Below are 18574 nucleotides of genomic sequence, written 5' to 3'. Positions count from 1 at the left end.
TATATTGAATTGAGACAAAAACTAAAATTTGAGAGTTGTAGTCAGTGTAAATACAATGAATATTAACTCTGGAGATAACCATCAGTAGATAGTTTACTCACTGATCACAGTTTTAATAATTATTTTTATTGATACCAATGCATTTACTAATATATGAGTAACAATTTAGTAATTGTACCCAAATACACCAGATATTTTTTTAAAATTTATCTGTATTCCTTATCCGTAAGAGTTGTAGCTTGAATCTAAACAAAAAAAAGCGCCCCCCATTCCTGGAGGGCGCTTTTTATTTAGCTAAATCTTCAGAATTAACCGTTGATAGCAGGAGCAGTCAGAGCAACAGGAATAATTTCACCGGCAGCTAGGTCTAAGGGGAAGTTGTGAGCGTTGCGCTCGTGCATTACTTCCATACCCAAGTTAGCGCGGTTGATTACGTCTGCCCAGGTGCTGATGACGCGACCTTGGGAGTCAATAACTGATTGGTTGAAGTTGAAACCGTTCAGGTTGAATGCCATCGTGCTGATACCCAAAGCAGTGAACCAGATACCGACGACAGGCCAAGCTGCGAGCAAGAAGTGCAATTGACGGCTGTTTTGAAATGATGCGTATTGGAAAATTAAACGACCGAAGTAGCCGTGGGCTGCAACGATGTTGTAGGTTTCTTGTTCTTGACCAAACTTGTAACCGTAGTTAAGGGATTCGGTTTCGGTGGTTTCACGCACCAAGGAAGAAGTTACTAAAGAACCGTGCATTGCGGAGAACAAAGCACCACCGAATACACCAGCCACACCTAACATGTGGAAGGGGTGCATTAAGATGTTGTGTTCTGCTTGGAACACAATCATGAAGTTGAAGGTTCCAGAGATACCCAAAGGCATACCATCAGAGAAAGAACCTTGACCGATTGGGTAGATCAAGAATACTGCACAAGCAGAAGCCAAAGGTGCGCTGTAAGCTACGCAGATCCAAGGACGCATACCTAAGCGGTAAGAAAGTTCCCACTGACGACCAAGGTAGCAAGCACAACCGATCAAGAAGTGGAAAACTACCAACTGATAAGGGCCGCCGTTGTACAACCACTCATCTAAGGAAGCTGCTTCCCAAATGGGGTAGAAGTGCAAGCCGATCGCGTTGGAGGAAGGAACAACTGCACCAGAGATGATGTTGTTTCCGTAGATCAATGAACCTGCAACAGGTTCACGGATACCATCAATGTCTACTGGAGGTGCTGCGATGAAGGCGATTACGAAGCAAACAGTAGCAGATATTAGGGTTGGGATCATCAATACACCAAACCAACCAATGTAGATGCGGTTGTCGGTGCTGGTAATCCACTCGCAAAAGCGATCCCATACGTTAGCGTCAGAGCGCCGTTGTAAGGTTGTGGTCATTGTTTTATAAGTGCTATATGTTGTTGTTAAAAATTGAACAAGCAAATTGTGTTTTAGCCTGTTAAATTACAGTCTACATGAATTTACTTTGACGCGATCTCCGGCTTAATATTCTGTAACAGAATACTTTAAAAAGCTCATCGAACTGTAAAGTTTTTCTACTATAAACAATGGTGATAAAAGTAATAGATTGAAGGTATATCAGTCATTCCAACACCAAGCTAGCTATAACTTTCAATGTGCGATCGCCTATTTATTCATCTTTACACTTCTTTATAATTAGCCTATAGGAAAAATTTTAAGTCTTGCTGATTTATTACGAAATGAGAAGTTCTATATTGTCTAATGTTTCACTTAAAAATCAAAGTAGATATATGGCAAACTGCCTTCAGGAGCTAATAACCAAACAGCGTAGAAACAGATGGGGACAAAGACAAGCTTAAGCGGCCAGTTAAACTCTAGCTTCAGCATTCGGTTAAAGGCATAGACTACAGTCATAAGGGCAGCTAAAGTTAGAAGTACCCAAGTGAGTTGGTATTGACTCATATTTAAGGCATCTACATAGACCTTTTCAGCAAACTGGGCGTCCGCCGGATAACCCCAAAGATGGCGAAATACCAAAGAAGAGTCTTGAAGATTGGGTAGACGGAACCAAATCCAAGAGGTAAAAACCATCAGTTGAGTCAATAACCAAGCGACAAAGATACCCAGAGGATTTTGCCAGAATTGTTCTAGATTTTCAAAGCGATCGCTTATAGTATCTGTAAGTCGATGAACCACCAAGGCTAACCCGTGGAATATGCCCCACACTACATAACCCAAAGCAGCACCGTGCCAGATACCAGCGATTAGCATGACAATAAATAAATTCCCGCAGGTACGAACTAAACCCCGACGGGAACCACCCAAAGGAAAGTAGACATAGTTACGTAGCCAATCTCCTAAAGTCATGTGCCAGCGCCGCCAAAATTCTGAAATATTAGTGCTGAAATAAGGAAAATCGAAATTTTCAGTAGAACCAAGCCGAAAAGCATAGCACTACCACGGGCAATGTCTACGTAACCATTGAAATCTAGATATAACTGCAAGCCATAAGCGAATGTAGCTAACCACAAATCGCGTACTACCGGCACGTTGCAAATTACCAAAACATAAATCGACGAAAATTCCCAGGTGATCTGCAAAAATACCTTTTTTGACTGCACCCCTAGCAATCAACCACAGCGCTTCAGTTACTCTATTGGTATTGGGTAGTTCTAGTGTATTAAATTGATTTGCTAAGTTGTGATAGCGCGTAATCGGCCCTGAAATCAGTTTGGCGAAGAATAATTTGTATGTAGCAAATTTGAGAAAATTATCAGTAGCAGGGGCACCGCGATAAACATCTATTAAATAGGCAATGCATTCAAAGGTGAAAAATGAAATTCCCAAGGGGGCAATTAATTTAAAAGAGCTATCTGGTGAGTTTGTTTGTACATTAAAAACAAACTTGAATAAAGGAGTAAAATACTTAAAAGCTAATAAGAGTAAAACATTTAGAGTTATACCCAGCCACAAAACTTTTAGACGGCGGCGATTCCAATCACCTTGAGCAAATTGCCATTCTTCATTAGAAATTTGCCAGTCAAGAGAATGTTTTCCTGGTGATGTGTTTTTACCAATTTCCAACCCTATACGGAAATTAATAAATGTCAATGCTAAGAGTAATGGTATGTATTGAATGTGTAAAGATGCATAGAAAACCAAACTGGCAATTAGCAAAGTCCACAATCGCAATTTATGTTGTGCTAAAGACCAGTAAATTCCTAACACACTCAACAAAAACAGCCCATAGAAAATTGATATAAAGTTCATTTTTTAGTTATTTGTTATTTCTTATTTGTCATTGGGCATTGGGCATTGGGCATTGGGCATTAATTCTTCTTCCCCTGCCTCTCCTGCCCACCCTGCTCCCTTATCCCCATTCTTCTACTTCACTGGCCAAGGAATCATCGGATCATTAGCCAGCTTTTTCGAGACTTCGTATGCGCCAAATCGGTTGAGGTGGCTGGGGTCAGAAAAGTAGTCATTTGCTTTTGGCCACTGTTGGCTCAAATCACGATAAATAAAGTTGGGATTAGTAGCCAAACGCAACATATATTGCTGAAATTCTTGCTCATATTGTTTACGCACTGGATCTAAATAATCTCCTGTCAAAGGCATATTGACAAAGATTAAAGGAATGTTCTTAGACTGAGTAAACTGAAGCACTTCTTGAAAGGCAGCATCTTGCTGTCCTTCTACTTGGAAAGATTTATAGTCGTTGTCGTAATTTCCAGGAACTTTAGAATGTTTTTGATAGTATCTGGCGGGATTGAAGCGAATCGACAAAGGTAAAAAGCCATCAAAATCAACTGCTTGCTGGGAAATACTCTGATCTGAAGTACCATCTGTCAGTTGTTTTTGTGATGCAACTGTCTGATTTTGACCAAGTATAAGCAGTTGTTTTTGCAGTAAACTTTTTATTTGGTCACGATTTTGATAGCTAGAAGAAACAGATGCTAGAGCCTCATTTAAAGACTGATTGACAGCTTGATAGGTACTAATATCCTGTTTTTCTTCAGTTGCATTTTTTTCTTCTGAATTTAGCGTATTTTCAGGCGAATCACTGCTATCTACAGTTGTTGATGTTTTTTGGAATGCTTGTTTATAACCAGCTGATGTAGCGATGGAGTTAAAGGTAATATCCTCGCGCCCACCGTTGAAAGCACGCGCACCATCTGCCCAGATGATTATTTTGGGTAGTTCTGAGGGTTCGAGTACGTGACGAATTACAAACTCTACAACTTGTGCGGTAGCACCATTAATCCCAAAGTTAAACACGTCAAGATTTGGATAGCCCTGAGTCGCTAAAGCTTTAGAAAGTGCTGCCGGATCTACTCCCCTGAGAGCGCGGGAAGAGCCAATAATCAATACATCTGGCGGACTACCAGTTTTAGCCAAACGCTGTTTATAAAGTGCTAGTTGCTCATCTAACTGCCTGACATTGAAACTTGGCATTTGCGATCGCGCTGCTAAAAGAATAGCTGTTGCGGTTGCTTTTTCCTTCAGTGGTGCGGCTGCCAAATTGTTTGTCGGAGTCTCATCACTTTGGGTAAATTCCGAAGCATTAAATACAGAACTCTCATTAGGAGAAGATTTTGTTTTGGAGGTGCTGGTAAATAATGTCCTTTTCTCGCTCTGATTTTCCCCAGATGTCAAAGATGGCTTTTGCTCAGAAGATGATGGGAGGGTGACACTAGCGACTTTTGGGGAACTTGGCATACTACGTGCAATAATTCGACCCAAGACCCAATCAGTTTGGAGGGTAAGTAATAATCCTAGCGTTCCCCAAACTAAAGCAATTTTAAGTCCTTGAACATCAGGGCTTGTTTCTGCTGACTGTTTGCTTTCGGTAAATAGCTGGCTTTTCAACAGGAATTTTTTCGCTGTTGAACTCGCTGTTGCTATCCAATCTCGCGCTACTTCTGTTACAAAACTTTGAACTTCTTCTGTCGTTAAGTCTGGGCGCAAAATTGGTTCACTAGTCTCAGAGGTTACTAAATCGTTAATGTATATAGAAGTAGCAGCAAATTCTGGGGTTGCTTCTGGTACTAAACGTTGGCGATGTTCAAGATCAACGCCATAATGCCAAAAAGGTTCTTTATTCCCAGAACGGCGACCATAGATACGTACTCCCATAATACCGGGAATTTTTAACTGGCGGATGAACTGCGTAATTTTACTCGCTACTTGTTGCCGCACTGGACAAACAGGTGCATCACACATGATGTGCAATAAATCATTTTTGTTCAGCAGTAGTACGCGAATTCCACCTGTCAATAGCCGCCAATCCAGATCGGGATTGAGTAAGCGCTCCAGTAAAAATATCATGGCTGGTTCATCACCAGTATTCGCCAAATCTAGTGGTGATATGGCAAAGGCGGGATGCTTGGCAGCAGGTAAAGCCAGCCAATCAATCCAAGTGGGTTGCTTATCGCCTGCTTTTTGTCCGTATATGGTGGTAGCGAGAATGCCTTGAGGAGCGATCGCTTCTAGCTGGGGTAAAATCGCCTCTAAACACACTTCCTTGTCTGGGATGGGGGCAGGTCCTAAAGGATCAAAAGCTGGGCTACAAAAAATGTGTAGCGTTGATTCTTTCAAAGAAACTTGGACAGCAACTTTTAACTCTGACAATACCTCAGTTAATAATCGCGCGATCGCTTGGACATCTCCCCAACGCGCCCACTCCTTCAGCATCACCTCTGGTGGGGTCAAATCTACCCGCAGTAACCAATCAGGGGCAGTTTCGCCGATTACTTGGGAAACAATTACTGCATCTTGGTAGCCAGAAAGCTTGAGATAACGCAACTTTTGTGCTATGGGTTCAGCAAGCAATGATGCATCAGGGCTATAGCTCGACTGGCAAAATATCCACAAGCGATTTTCTTCTGGCTGGGAGTTCTTGGGCTTATATAGCTTAATCTTTGCCTGAACCGATACACCTAATGCACTCAGAGTTTCACTGAGATATCGAGCGATCGCCTCTGGGTTCCCTTGGCGTGCCAGACTTTCATTAGAGACAATCAGCGCCCCACCCAATTGTTTTGATTTTTCCGAGTCTGTTAGCAAGGCTTGCTCCACCTGCTCCAGATGCTTATCTATTTGATTCAAGTGAACCCGATGGCACCATGAGGGGCGTTGTTCCCCTTTTCTTCGGCCATAGACAAATACTTGATATATTGAGGTTTGTTCGCTATTTGTGAGGATATCTAAGTTTGTTTGCTGTAGCGCTTGCAGCAAGTCAGACAAAGTGCGCCAACGCTGCGGACATTCCGTACCTTCACAAAGAATATGAAGGTCATTTCCCCGCAACCGGACTTTCACTCCGAAAGTGTTGATCCCTGTTGCTTGGCTTACCCATTGCACTAGGGATTGCTGGCGATCTGGTAATACTGTTTTCATGCTCAGTTAACTTTAGAGTCAGCGATTGTTGGGGGAGGATAGTGCCTACACTTGTAAACTAGAACCATCTGTTTATCACACTCTGACGTTTTTTTTTAACAATTTTGTTACCTTCGTAGCTCACAAAATCGGACAAGATAGTCTTGTATAGGTTGTAAGTCTGACTAATGTTGAGTTTTGCGTTTATTTTACTAATAGGGAGTCAGAATTAAGAAGTTGGGAGTTAGAAGAGACGCGATTAATCGCATCGTTACAGGAGCCAGGAGTCAGAATAATTCTATATGACTGGCTGATGACTTGTCCTTTAAAGTTGGACTTCCATCCCACTGCGCTAACGACCCTAATGGGCAAAACAAACAACAAGCTTATCTCATTTAAACTCCGTCTTTTGATCGTTGGAGTAATCATAATTCCTAACTTCTAACTACTAACTCCTAATTCCTGACTCCTTTTGCCTCATATTCCCATAACCAAAAATTAGCAATGCTTTCTGCCAACCAACAGCCTTCATCTAAACCCGCATCCAATCTGGATTTATTTCCCATTCCCCCGTTGTTCCTTTTACAAATAGGTACAGCGTCTATATTACTGCTGCTCATTACCGGAAAAACTACAGTAAGAGCATTAGAAGCCGTAGGGGAAGCCAGTGAAGAATTATTTCGAGGCGATCGCCTACCGATCCTAGACTTCCCAGATGAACACGATATCAATCAAGATGAGAAGATATACACCAAATAATTATTTGCTCAGGAATAACCAGGTGAGCATTAATTGCACAACCTAGAACCGTAAACAGTAATTAGCTTTACAAGAATAGAGAATATGGGTTCCCTTTTATACTCTTCGTCTCAATCTGCTGATATATACCCGGTGTCGGAATTATTTTTGCGTCATCGTCTCCAGGTAGTGGAAGAATTGTGGGAGTCAGTTCTCCGGCAAGAATGCGGTCAAAACATGGTAGAATTATTGCGGCAGTTGCGCGATTTGTGTTCACCAGAAGGACAAGCAACAAATGACCAAGCATCCTCAGCCGTCAAATTAATTGAACAACTAAATATCAACGAAGCAATTCGTGCAGCTCGTGCTTTCGCTCTGTATTTTCAGTTAATTAACATCATAGAGCAGGAATACGAACAACGGCAGCAATTGAGCCGCTATGAAGCAGATACAGAGGAAATAGAGCCAGAAACACCATCTAATGTCAACTACTCCTCCAATCAAAGAGAAGATGACGCGCCTGTTAGCAAGGGACTCGCAGCAGACTTGCTGAGAAAGAGTTTTCTCGAAAAAGCGCAAGTCAAACCAAAAGGTACTTTTGCTGCCTTGTTTCCCTATTTATTCAAGCTGAATGTACCACCCCAGCAAATTCAACGTCTAATTGCACATCTGGATGTGCGGTTAGTTTTCACCGCGCACCCAACGGAAATTGTTCGTCATACCATTCGGGATAAACAGCGCCAGGTGGTACAACTTTTGCAAAAACTGGATGCCTTGGAAAACCATTCCGGGACTACACCAGGAGCATATCCTTGGGAAGCAGCAGATGTCCGCGAACAGTTGCTCGAAGAGATTCGCCTGTGGTGGCGTACAGACGAACTTCACCAGTTCAAACCTACTGTGCTAGATGAAGTAGATTATGCTCTCCACTACTTCCAAGAAGTTTTATTTGATGGCATTCCCCAACTGTATAAACGTTTCAAACACACCCTATCCAATACCTTTCCTTGGCTAGAACCACCGAGTAAAAACTTTTGCTCTTTTGGCTCTTGGGTAGGCTCAGACAGAGATGGGAACCCATCAGTCACACCCGAAATTACCTGGCAAACAGCTTGCTATCAGCGCAAAATGGTGCTAGGGAGATATATTCAGTCAGTAAAAAATTTGATTGAATTGTTGAGTGTGTCGATGCACTGGAGTGATGTTTTACCAGACTTACTGGAATCTCTAGAATTGGATCAGTCCCAGCTAAGTGAGGTATACGATGCACTGGCGCTACGTTATCGACAAGAACCCTATCGGCTCAAACTGGCTTATGTCCTGAAACGGCTAGAAAATACTAGCGATCGCAATTTAGCTTTGTACAATCGGGAAACGCCAAAAAATCAAGATAGTCCCCTCTACCGTTCGGGAGGCGATTTTTTAGCAGAACTGCGGATGATTCAGCGCAACTTAACAGAAAACAGGTTTAAGCTGTCGAGAATTAGAAAATCTTATCTGTCAGGTAGAAATTTTTGGTTTTAACTTGACACAGCTAGATATCCGTCAAGAATCATCTCGCCACGCCGATGCGCTGAATGAGATACTACAATACCTGCAAATATTACCTCAACCTTACAACGAACTCTCTGAGGAGCAAAAAGTTGCTTGGCTTACAGGAGAACTGCAAACCCGGAGACCATTAATTCCGGCAGAATTGCCATTTTCTGAAAAAACCAACGATGTAATTGAAACATTTCGCGTCGTGCGATCGCTGCAACAAGAATTTGGTCTAAATATCTGCCAAACTTACATTATCAGCATGTGCCGCGACGTCAGCGACGTGTTGGAAGTGTTGTTGTTAGCGAAAGAAGCCAGACTTTTTGACCCCGCCATTGCTGTCGGAACTATCCAAGTTGTCCCCCTATTTGAGACAGTAGAAGATTTACAACGCTCCAGAAGCGTCATGCGGAAACTGTTTGAGCTCCCGTTATATCGCGCTTTATTAGCCGGCGGTTACGAACAGACAAAAACAAAGAGTATTGTGGATGAAAATTCATCCTCCCCTGCCTCTCCAGCACCCTCCCCCCTCACCCCTAACTTGCAAGAAGTAATGCTGGGGTATTCTGATAGCAACAAAGACTCAGGTTTTTTAAGTAGTAACTGGGAAATTCATAAAGCCCAAAAATCACTGCAAAAAATAGCAGAAGGCTATGATCTAAATTTGCGGATTTTCCACGGACGCGGCGGTTCTGTGGGACGGGGTGGCGGCCCTGCTTACGAGGCGATTCTGGCTCAACCCGGTCATAGTATCAATGGGCGAATCAAGATTACCGAGCAAGGAGAAGTTTTAGCTTCCAAATACTCCTTGTTGGATTTGGCATTATACCACATGGAAACCATCACGACTGCTGTGATTCAAGCTAGCCTGTTGCGAACAGGGTTTGATGATATTGAACCCTGGAATGAGATTATGGAAGAATTAGCAGTGCGATCGCGTCAACATTATCGTGCCCTAATCTACGAACAACCTGATTTTGTTGACTTCTTCCACGAAGTAACTCCAATTGAAGAAATTAGCCAGTTGCAAATTAGTTCCCGTCCAGCACGCCGTCCATCTGGCAAGAAAGATTTAAGCAGTCTGCGAGCTATTCCTTGGGTATTTAGCTGGACACAAACCCGCTTTTTACTTCCTTCTTGGTATGGCGTTGGCACAGCTTTACAAGAATTCTTGAACGAAGAACCAGAAGAACACTTGAAATTGCTGCGCTACTTTTACGTTAAATGGCCGTTCTTCAAGATGGTGATTTCTAAAGCCGAAATGACCTTGGCAAAAGTAGATATGCAAATGGCACATCACTACGTCCAAGAATTGTCAAAACCAGAAGATAAACTGCGTTTTGCCAAGGTTTTTGACCAAATTGCTAGCGAGTTCTATCTCACAAGGGATTTGGTCTTAAAAATCACCGATCATAATCAACTGTTAGATGGCGATCCTGTGTTACAACGATCTGTGCAGTTACGCAATGGCACAATTGTCCCCTTGGGATTTATCCAAGTTTCACTACTTAAGCGGCTACGCCAATCCTTAAATACTACTGCTACTTCTGGAGTCATTCACTCTCGTTACAGCAAAGGCGAGTTACTGCGAGGAGCATTGTTAACTATTAATGGGATTGCTGCTGGGATGAGAAATACAGGTTGATCGGGAATAGGGCATTGGGCATTGGGCATGGGAATCAGGAGAAATGACAAATGACAAATGACAAATGACAAAAAATAGAATTTTAATTTGCACTTTTTTGGCGCTATCAGCAGGTTTTTTTGGTGCTTACACCAGTGGGCAAATTACCATGATGCTGCATAGCCAAAAGTGTCAAAATCAACCTTGGGGTTTCAAGGAGATGTGCAATACTTGGATGACACCAGGAGCAATATGGCAAGGTAGCACAAGAGGACTGTGGACAGGCACTATCTTAGGGGCATTTGTTGGTGGTTTGGTGACACGACAAGCTCGTGATTAATCTAGCCTAAGTTCAGCGAACCTCTCGCTGGTTTGACTACGCAAAACCAGCGAGAGGTTTTTTGATTCAGATCATTAGACAGACTTAATCAAGATAGATTTCTCGCGCCAAGAATTGCAATTAATCCTCGATCGCAAAAAAGCCAGTAGGCAGGTTTGGTGTCAACAAGACTGGTAAAATCTACCCATAGCGAAGAAGAGTAAATCACCATGCCTACCGAAACTAACCCAGGGAATCAAACTACCACAGGTGCTGATGCGATTGATGAAGCGATCGCACAAGGAATTGATTTTGATGGATCTCCCCATTCCACCTGCCAAGCTAGAACTTTATGGTAAAGTTATGGGGCTAGAAGGCAATAGACAGCGCAGTGGCGTATCTAATACTATGCGATCGCGCATTGTGCGAATTGGTGCAAAGCACATTCCTCAAGTAGAACTCGACCAATTACTTGTAGATGCTGGTTTTGCACCCCTAAAAGAAAAAGAAATTGCCTTTTTTATAGTGGTAAGTAAATAATTGTTAATGTTTTACAACAGTTTTAATTTATTTGAACCAAATATGTTGTAGGGGCGCAGCAATGCTCATTGGTGTCAACTTAACGTGAAAGCCAGCCTAGAAACAGTTTCTATATATTGTCTCATTGTCTTGTTCCCCTGCTCCGACTGGGAATGCCATCTTAGAGGCTCCGCCTCCCTTGCTGGCGGCAGAGCCGCTTTCGAGTTGCATTTCCAGCCCAGAGGCTGGAAACGAGATTTGAAAAGGCTTTTAGCTTAAGTTGACATTTATGAGCAATGCTGTGCCTTCAATTCTTTAGCTCACACATCTTAAATTGCCATCGGTATTTTGGCTTCTTGATTCTTTTCCTGATCGGGTTCAAAAGTGTATCTTCAGCAAGATATTCTCAACTTTCCCTTGTTTTTGAATTGGCACACAGCTATATGTACTTAAGTAATAGCTGAAAGACTTGGAGAACAGATGTCAGGAACTACATCAAATTCAGAAATGCTATACCGAGTTCTCGGCAGTACAGGAGAGAAAGTTTCTGCGATTGGATTGGGTGGTTGGCACATTGCTTTGAAGCACGTTGATGAGCAATTGGCGATCCGAATTGTGAGAACAGCCATTGATCGTGGCATCACCTTTATGGATAACAGTTGGGATTACAACGGTGGAGTCAGCGAGATTCGCATGGGGAAAGCGCTGCGCGATCGCTACCGAGATAAAGTATTCCTGATGACGAAAATCGATGGTCGCTCTAAAAAAGCAGCAGCAAAACAGCTAGACGAATCACTCCAACGCCTGCAAGTTGATTGCATCGATCTCGTTCAGCACCACGAAATCCTTCGACACGAAGACCCACATCGAGTTTTTCACGAAGAAGGGGCGAATGCTGCCTTAATTGAGGCACGGGAAGCTGGCAAACTTCGATATATTGGTTTCACTGGGCACAAAGACCCCTATGTTCATCTGCACATGCTGGAAGTTGCAGCCACTAACGGGTTTAAATTTGATACAGTGCAGATGCCGCTGAATGTGATGGATGCTCACTACCGGAGCTTTGCAAAGCTGGTTATGCCTGAATTGGTTAAACAAAACATCGGCATTTTGGGGATGAAAAGCTTGGCAAATGGTATTCTTTTACGGTCAAATACTGTAACGCCAATTGAATGTTTACACTATGCTTTGAATCTGCCCACATCGGTTGTAATTACCGGCATGGATAACATGGAGATTTTAGAGCAAGCTTTTGAAGCAGTGCGGACGTTCCAGCCAATGAATGACGAGCAAGTGCGATCGCTCTTAGCAAAAACGGCAGAAGCGGCATCACGGGGCGAGTTTGAGCCTTTCAAAACCTCATCAATTTTCGACAGCACAGCCCAAAATCCAGATTGGCTAGGAGAGGAACCACAGCGTATCCAGCAATTGATGTCAGCGTGATGTTTTCTTAGTGTTGTCTCTGGAGAAGTTCAGACATCGACTATGCTACCACTGATATCTTTCTGGTTTCATTCGATGCCAAGCAAAATTCATTTTTACCCAAGCATCCCGCCAATAACTTTTAAAACTATGTCCTCCGGCTCTGAGCGCACGATGATGACCAATCCAGACAAGAATCACTGGTACATAGTAAAAAAATTACTGTATAAGATAAGTGAGCTTCCGTAACAATGCAGGGCGATTTTTGTGTATAACTGCCAAACGCTCGTATTGAAAACGAATATGCTTTACTTCATCTCTCAATATTTGTTGACACAACTGCTTTAAAACTGGGGAATTTGTTGCGTTTTGAATTGCTTTGTAATAGACCAATGCTACAGTCTCAACCATGATCACGGGAGTTGTCCAAATCTCCATCGTTGGGATTGCATAGCGTATTTTCCGAAACAATGTGTCGCCCCAGTTACGTTGCAACCGAGGAATTTGGGCAAGGTCAAGAAACCGTCCTAAGTCGCCTCCGTGACGTTGTTCTTCCTTGATAAATAGTTCGATTACATCAACATATTTTGGATCTTTGATGCGCTGTGCATAGTTTTTAGCAGCAGCCAGCAAGTGCAACCCGTCTGATGTTTCACCCAACTGCCAAGCCGCTAAGGAATCTGCTATAGCATTCTGTTCATCTTCTGTAATTCCTGCACCATGCTTCCAAGGTATCTCTAATTGAAACTCAGCATTAGCTTTATAGTAGGTGTACCACTCATCAGATGTTGTGATTGAAGACAAAGTAGGTAACAGCTTATGAGGATTCATCAAAACTCCAAATGTGTGTAGCATTTTGTTGTTTTTATGATTCCCAAAACTTACTATAAACTTATAAAAAGGTATTTATAAATCAAAAATAAATAGCGCCGTATTCATTCACTAGAACACGTATTTTAAAAGGGACAGCCGTCATATTTGAATCGAATACAATGAGTCTAAAAGCTTATCCCACAGACATTTCCGATATCGAATGGCATTTGATAAAATTAATTATTCCAGGATAAAATAAGCTTTAATCGTGGAAAAAAGCATGAAGTAGTAAATGCGATTTTTTTATATATTGTATGCAGGTTGCTCGTGGCGAATGATGCCTCACGATTTACCTGCTTGTCTTACGGTCTATTCATACAGTACTTACCAGTAACTGAGGTACAAAATGCAGGAATTAAAATTAGACATAAACAGTTTCTAATTCCTGCTTCCTGCCTCAAAACCTCTTCTACTTCATGCAAAAGAAAACGGCTGTATTTCCGATTTCTAGAATTAGCTTTGATCCAAGCGCAGTACTGCCATAAAAGCTTCTTGGGGTACATCTACTGTACCAACAGATTTCATCCGCTTTTTACCTTTTGCTTGCTTCTGCAAAAGTTTCTTCTTCCGACTGATATCACCACCGTAGCACTTGGCTAGCACATCTTTCCGCAAAGCAGGGATATGTTCGCTGGCGATAACTTTACTACCGATAGATGCTTGAATTGGCACTTTAAATTGATGACGGGGAATTAGTTCCTTGAGTTTTTCAGCCATTGCTCGACCGACGTTGTAAGCTTTATCCCGATGCACAATCATCGCTAACGAATCCACGGGATCGCCATTAATCATGATATCTAGCTTCACCAGAGGATTTTCACGATAACCGATGAGGTGATATTCCATACTGGCATAACCGCGCGATCGCGATTTCATCTGATCAAAAAAGTCAGTTACAACTTCCGCCAAGGGTAACTCATAAGTAAGCGTGGTTCGTCCTTGGGCGAGATATTTCATATCTTTGAAAATGCCACGGCGATTTTGTGACAACTCCATCAAGCTGCCAACATAAGTTTCCGGGGTAATCATCTCTACTTGCACGTAGGGTTCTTCAATTTTTTCGCGATCGTTGGGAGAAGGTAAGCGGCTAGGATTATCGATGTATAGTTCCTCACCTTTGATGGTAATCACCTTATAAACCACCGAGGGGGCTGTAATGATTAAATCTAGGTTATACTCTCGCTCTAGGCGTTCCTGAACAATTTCCATGTGCAGCAAGCCCAAAAACCCGCAACGGAAGCCAAATCCCATTGCGCTAGAAGTTTCTGGTTCGTAATGCAGCGCTGCATCGTTGAGTTCGAGCTTTTCCAAAGCTTCCCGCAAATCTTCAAATTGGTCAGCATCAATGGGGAACATCCCACAATAAACCATCGGGTTCGCTTCTGCGTAGCCTGGTAAGGGTGACTCAGCTTTTGCCTTACTCAGAGTAATGGTGTCACCCACCCGTGCATCAGCTACAGCTCTAATTGCCGCTCCCAAATAGCCTACTTCCCCAGCGTGGAGTTCTTCAACTTGCTTTTGAGTGGGAGAAAGAACACCTAGCTCATCAATTTCAAATTCTTTACCCGATGCCATTAAATGGATGCGATCGCCTTTTTTGACTGTGCCATCCATCACCCGGAAATACACAATTACTCCCCGGTAACTGTCGTAATAGCTATCAAATATTAACGCCCGTAAGCGTTCATTTATCGTATTGGGCGGTGGCGGTATCCGCTCAACAACTGCCTCTAAAATCTCATCAATACCAATTCCTTCTTTAGCAGAGGCAAGAATCGCACCACTGCAATCAAGACCGATAATTTCTTCAATTTCGCCAATTACCCGTTCTGGTTCTGCCCCAGGCAAATCAATTTTATTCAAAACCGGGATAATTTCCAGGTTATTCTCCAAGGCTAAATATACATTAGCCAAAGTTTGCGCCTCCACACCTTGGGACGCATCTACTACCAATAGCGCTCCTTCGCAAGCAACAAGAGAGCGGGAAACTTCGTAAGAAAAATCCACATGCCCTGGAGTATCAATCAAATTCAGCACATATTGCTGACCATCTTTAGCTGTGTAATTCATCCGGGCAGCTTGCAGCTTAATTGTAATGCCGCGCTCCCGTTCCAAATCCATATTGTCAAGAAACTGTTCCTTCATCTTTCGGTCTTCAACAGTGCCAGTAGCTTGTAGCAAGCGATCGGCGAGGGTTGATTTCCCGTGGTCGATGTGAGCAATAATACAAAAATTGCGAATGCGAACTGCGGGAACGTCAGTCATATACTATCTTTGCCTTAGCAGCAACCAAAGTTAAAAGAGCAATTTACTTAATGTATTTTAATGCTTTCTTAGCCAAGACGCTGCTTGCTTTTAATGGGGATTAGAAACTGGGGAAGAGTTTTCCTAACCCAATCTCTAATAGCCAGTACCCAATACCCAATCCCTAATCCCCAATCCCTTCTTCACCCCGTCTTTAACTTTCGATCTAAATAGGTGGACTTTTAAGAATATTATGAAAGTCTATTTGTCGCTGCTAGTATTCAACAGCTAGGAGCGTACAATAAATGTAAATAAGTACATGTAGGGATCATGGGCAATTACCACCTGTAATTACCCAAAATCACTGATCTATCGGCAAAACTTCTAAGGCAATTGTCTAGTCAGTTATATGAAAAACGCGATTTAAAACTTAAAGCTGTTACTTTGGTGCTGTTTCAGGGAACTATCTAACTACGTCCTTGAAGATTTTTCAGTGAATTAGCCCAAATTATGAATATAACTACTTTACAAAGCTTTAGACAAAACCAATTTAGAGAATTCAGAGTATATAAACCTATGAATATGCAAGAGAAAACTACCGAAGCGGAAAACACACCAACCGATAAGGTAGAAATTGCTGTCCGCTTAGACTCCGATTTACTAGAGCAAATTCAGCATCTCACCAATGACCCAAGTAAAGTCATTGAGGTGGCGATTCGCCAGTGGTTGCGTGGTGAAATCCTCAGAGATGATGAATTGACGCGCACCCCCGTGCGTACTCCCGTTCCTCCTCGCGGTGAATGGAACGATTGACCCCATTACTCAGCTGTCAATGGAAGTTAAAAAAAGTAAAGTTTGCCAATCCGGTTTCCAGAACACCAAGAAATACCCAATCAAACACAAAAAAGCTGTAAAAATTTATGTATAAATTTGAGCAGCTTTAGTAAAATTACGGTCGGACACCCTTTGTCTATCCAACTCAATTAATGACTATTACTGCCAATTCCCAATTGCCGAATGTATTATCCCCAAATCTGGAATCTATAACCAGTAAAACTGATAGCTCATTACCAACTCTAGGAGCCGAGTTGGTGTATACGCAAGATGGGGCAGGGCGGTATCTGACCTTTTTTTGGCAGTACAGCGAACTCCTGGGGTTAAATGCTGAAAAAATAGTTGACGATCTGAACCAGACCCAAACCTTTGCTCCGGTAGATAAGGTTACTTATTTGGAAAGATTGCACCGAATTCTGACAAGTTTAGTGCCAGAACGGTTTCAGTGTTGGTTTAGCTACCATCAGGAATTATTTGAGTTGGAATTGGTGATTAGTCCGATTATGCCGAGTTTGGGAACTACTGCTACTACAGTTTTAGTGATGGGACGGTTAGTGCAAGCGACACTCAACAAAAAACAAGTGCCTGTGGCAGCAAAAACGCCCACACAAATAGAGGTGGCAATAAGAGCGCAGCAACACCAAAAAGTGGTAAATCGCATTACCAGAAATATCCGCCGGACGTTGGATTTAGATATTATTTGGCAGCAAACAGTTGATAGTTTGGGGAAAGCACTGCGGCTAGAGCGTTGTATTATTTGTCCTTATCAGCCCTCTAGCTCAAAAGTAGAGGTAAAGGCTGAGTATCACCAGGCAGAACTCAAATCAATGCTTGGCTTAGAAATAGATATAGCTTCAGAGCCTGCCTTTGCTCAAGCTTTGACAACCCTAGAGCCAGTTGTAATGGAAGTGCCTGAATACGCAGGGTCTGGACGGCAGAAAACTTTGGTGATTGCAACTTGCTATCAAGACCAGGCTAATGGATTGGTTGCCTTGAGTTGGCAGGATGAATGCTACACATTAACAGAATCAGAATTAGAACTGGCAAAAGAAGCAGCAGATCAATTGGGAACTGCGATCGCTCATGCTACTTTATATGAAGAATTAGAAGTAGCGCGTCAAAAAGCCGAAGAAGCTTCCCGCCTCAAAAGCGAGTTTCTGGCTAATGTATCCCATGAAATTCGTACCCCTCTCAATGGCATGATTGGCTTCTTGAAGCTGATTTTGGAAGGGATGGCAGATGACCCAGAAGAACAAAATCAGTTTTTGTCAGAAGCTCACCAATTATCGATACATTTGCTGAATATCATCAACGATATTTTGGACATTGCCAAAATTGAAGCTGGCAAAATGGAGTTAACTTACGCTCCAGTCAAGCTAGATGAGCTATTCAATGATGTAGAACGTTATATGCGTCCCCAAGCAGAAATGAGAAATCTTAGCTTCCAGATGCAAATGCCTGCTACCTCTGATGAAATAATTGTCCAAAGCAACTACCAACGCTTGCTACAAGTTATGCTCAATTTGGTAGGTAATGCCATCAAATTTACTCATGAGGGTGGCGTTACCGTCAGCGCCGATTTAGTACTCAAAAAGGCGAACTTTCAAGATCAGCAGTTTCCTGGCATGGTAAGAGTACGTGTGGCAGACACTGGTATTGGTGTTTCCTTAGACAAACAAGATAAACTGTTTCAATTATTCTCTCAGGTGGATGGTTCCCGCACTCGCCAGTACGGCGGTACAGGTTTAGGACTGGCAATATCCCAGAAGCTAGTAGAGGCAATGGGTGGCGAGGTACATTTTTATAGTCTGGGCGAAGGACTTGGCTCAACAGTCACATTCACCGTGCCACTATATCAACAACCAGTCTTGGTTTCATCTGGTGATAGCGACTCAACAAATAGTGCTGAATGTTAGTCATTAGTCATTGGTCATTGGCTATTTGGAAGATTACCAGTACTGAGTTTTTAGTTTTAAACTTTAAAATTTTTTAGTATTTTAATAACCATATTGGGCACTTATACTGAGTGTTGCCGTAAAGCCTGCGGCATAACTACGCTTAGGGCGCAGCCTCTCGTACAGAAGTATGGGGTATTGGGAAAAAACCTTC

At 42.5% G+C, this 18574-nt stretch carries 9 protein-coding genes and 3 pseudogenes; 7 read left to right on the top strand and 5 right to left on the bottom strand.

Annotated features, from left to right (window positions below; genetic code table 11):
* Nucleotides 1–308 precede the first annotated feature (308 nt).
* The 3 genes and pseudogenes from psbA to ANSO36C_RS07975 form a co-directional block, all read right to left on the bottom strand.
* On the bottom strand, nt 309–1391 hold the full coding sequence (gene psbA, locus ANSO36C_RS07985; RefSeq protein ID WP_251959089.1) for a photosystem II q(b) protein: 1083 nt from the start codon (nt 1389–1391) through the stop codon (nt 309–311).
* 354 nt (nt 1392–1745) lie between these two features.
* Nucleotides 1746–3245 (bottom strand): annotated as a pseudogene (locus ANSO36C_RS07980) (MBOAT family O-acyltransferase).
* A gap of 114 nt (nt 3246–3359) precedes the next feature.
* Nucleotides 3360–6374: a DUF1574 family protein gene (locus ANSO36C_RS07975; protein ID WP_251959088.1), complete on the bottom strand. Its 3015-nt coding sequence runs from the start codon at nt 6372–6374 to the stop codon at nt 3360–3362.
* A 483-nt stretch (nt 6375–6857) separates the two neighbouring features.
* On the opposite strand from ANSO36C_RS07975, the gene ANSO36C_RS07970 reads away from it, so the two are divergent.
* From ANSO36C_RS07970 to ANSO36C_RS07950, 5 genes and pseudogenes are all read left to right on the top strand, one after another.
* Entirely contained in the window at nt 6858–7112 is a 255-nt protein-coding gene (locus ANSO36C_RS07970) for a hypothetical protein (RefSeq protein ID WP_251959087.1), read from the top strand.
* An 84-nt stretch (nt 7113–7196) separates the two neighbouring features.
* Nucleotides 7197–10275 (top strand): annotated as a pseudogene (gene ppc / locus ANSO36C_RS07965) (phosphoenolpyruvate carboxylase).
* Nucleotides 10276–10339: 64 nt separating this feature from the next.
* Nucleotides 10340–10594 carry a hypothetical protein gene (locus ANSO36C_RS07960; RefSeq protein WP_251959086.1) on the top strand — a complete coding sequence of 85 codons (255 nt, stop codon included), beginning with the start codon at nt 10340–10342 and terminating at the stop codon, nt 10592–10594.
* Nucleotides 10595–10803: 209 nt separating this feature from the next.
* Nucleotides 10804–11113, top strand: a pseudogene (locus tag ANSO36C_RS07955) (small RNA NsiR4-regulated ssr1528 family protein).
* Between the two features lie 459 nt (nt 11114–11572).
* Nucleotides 11573–12535: an aldo/keto reductase gene (locus tag ANSO36C_RS07950; protein ID WP_251959085.1), complete on the top strand. Its 963-nt coding sequence runs from the start codon at nt 11573–11575 to the stop codon at nt 12533–12535.
* Between the two features lie 198 nt (nt 12536–12733).
* On the opposite strand, the gene ANSO36C_RS07945 is transcribed toward ANSO36C_RS07950, so the two are convergent.
* Together ANSO36C_RS07945 and lepA are read right to left on the bottom strand one after the other, a co-directional pair.
* The gene (locus ANSO36C_RS07945; protein WP_251959084.1) at nt 12734–13369 is read right to left on the bottom strand and encodes a ferritin-like domain-containing protein; all 636 of its coding nucleotides are present in this window, start codon (nt 13367–13369) and stop codon (nt 12734–12736) included.
* Between the two features lie 471 nt (nt 13370–13840).
* Complete coding sequence (gene lepA / locus ANSO36C_RS07940) at nt 13841–15652, bottom strand: translation elongation factor 4 (protein WP_251959083.1); 1812 nt, start codon at nt 15650–15652, stop codon at nt 13841–13843.
* 555 nt (nt 15653–16207) lie between these two features.
* Here lepA and ANSO36C_RS07935 point away from each other — a divergent pair.
* Both ANSO36C_RS07935 and ANSO36C_RS07930 read left to right on the top strand, forming a co-directional pair.
* Nucleotides 16208–16444 (top strand): hypothetical protein, encoded by a 237-nt coding sequence (locus tag ANSO36C_RS07935; protein WP_251959082.1) that lies wholly within the window; start codon nt 16208–16210, stop codon nt 16442–16444.
* 173 nt (nt 16445–16617) lie between these two features.
* Nucleotides 16618–18381 carry a sensor histidine kinase gene (locus ANSO36C_RS07930; protein ID WP_251959081.1) on the top strand — a complete coding sequence of 588 codons (1764 nt, stop codon included), beginning with the start codon at nt 16618–16620 and terminating at the stop codon, nt 18379–18381.
* Nucleotides 18382–18574 lie beyond the last annotated feature (193 nt).

It is taken from the genome of Nostoc cf. commune SO-36 (assembly GCF_023734775.1).
In the GTDB taxonomy this organism is placed as follows: domain Bacteria; phylum Cyanobacteriota; class Cyanobacteriia; order Cyanobacteriales; family Nostocaceae; genus Nostoc; species Nostoc commune_A.
This window is presented reverse-complemented; position numbering and strand designations above follow the sequence as displayed.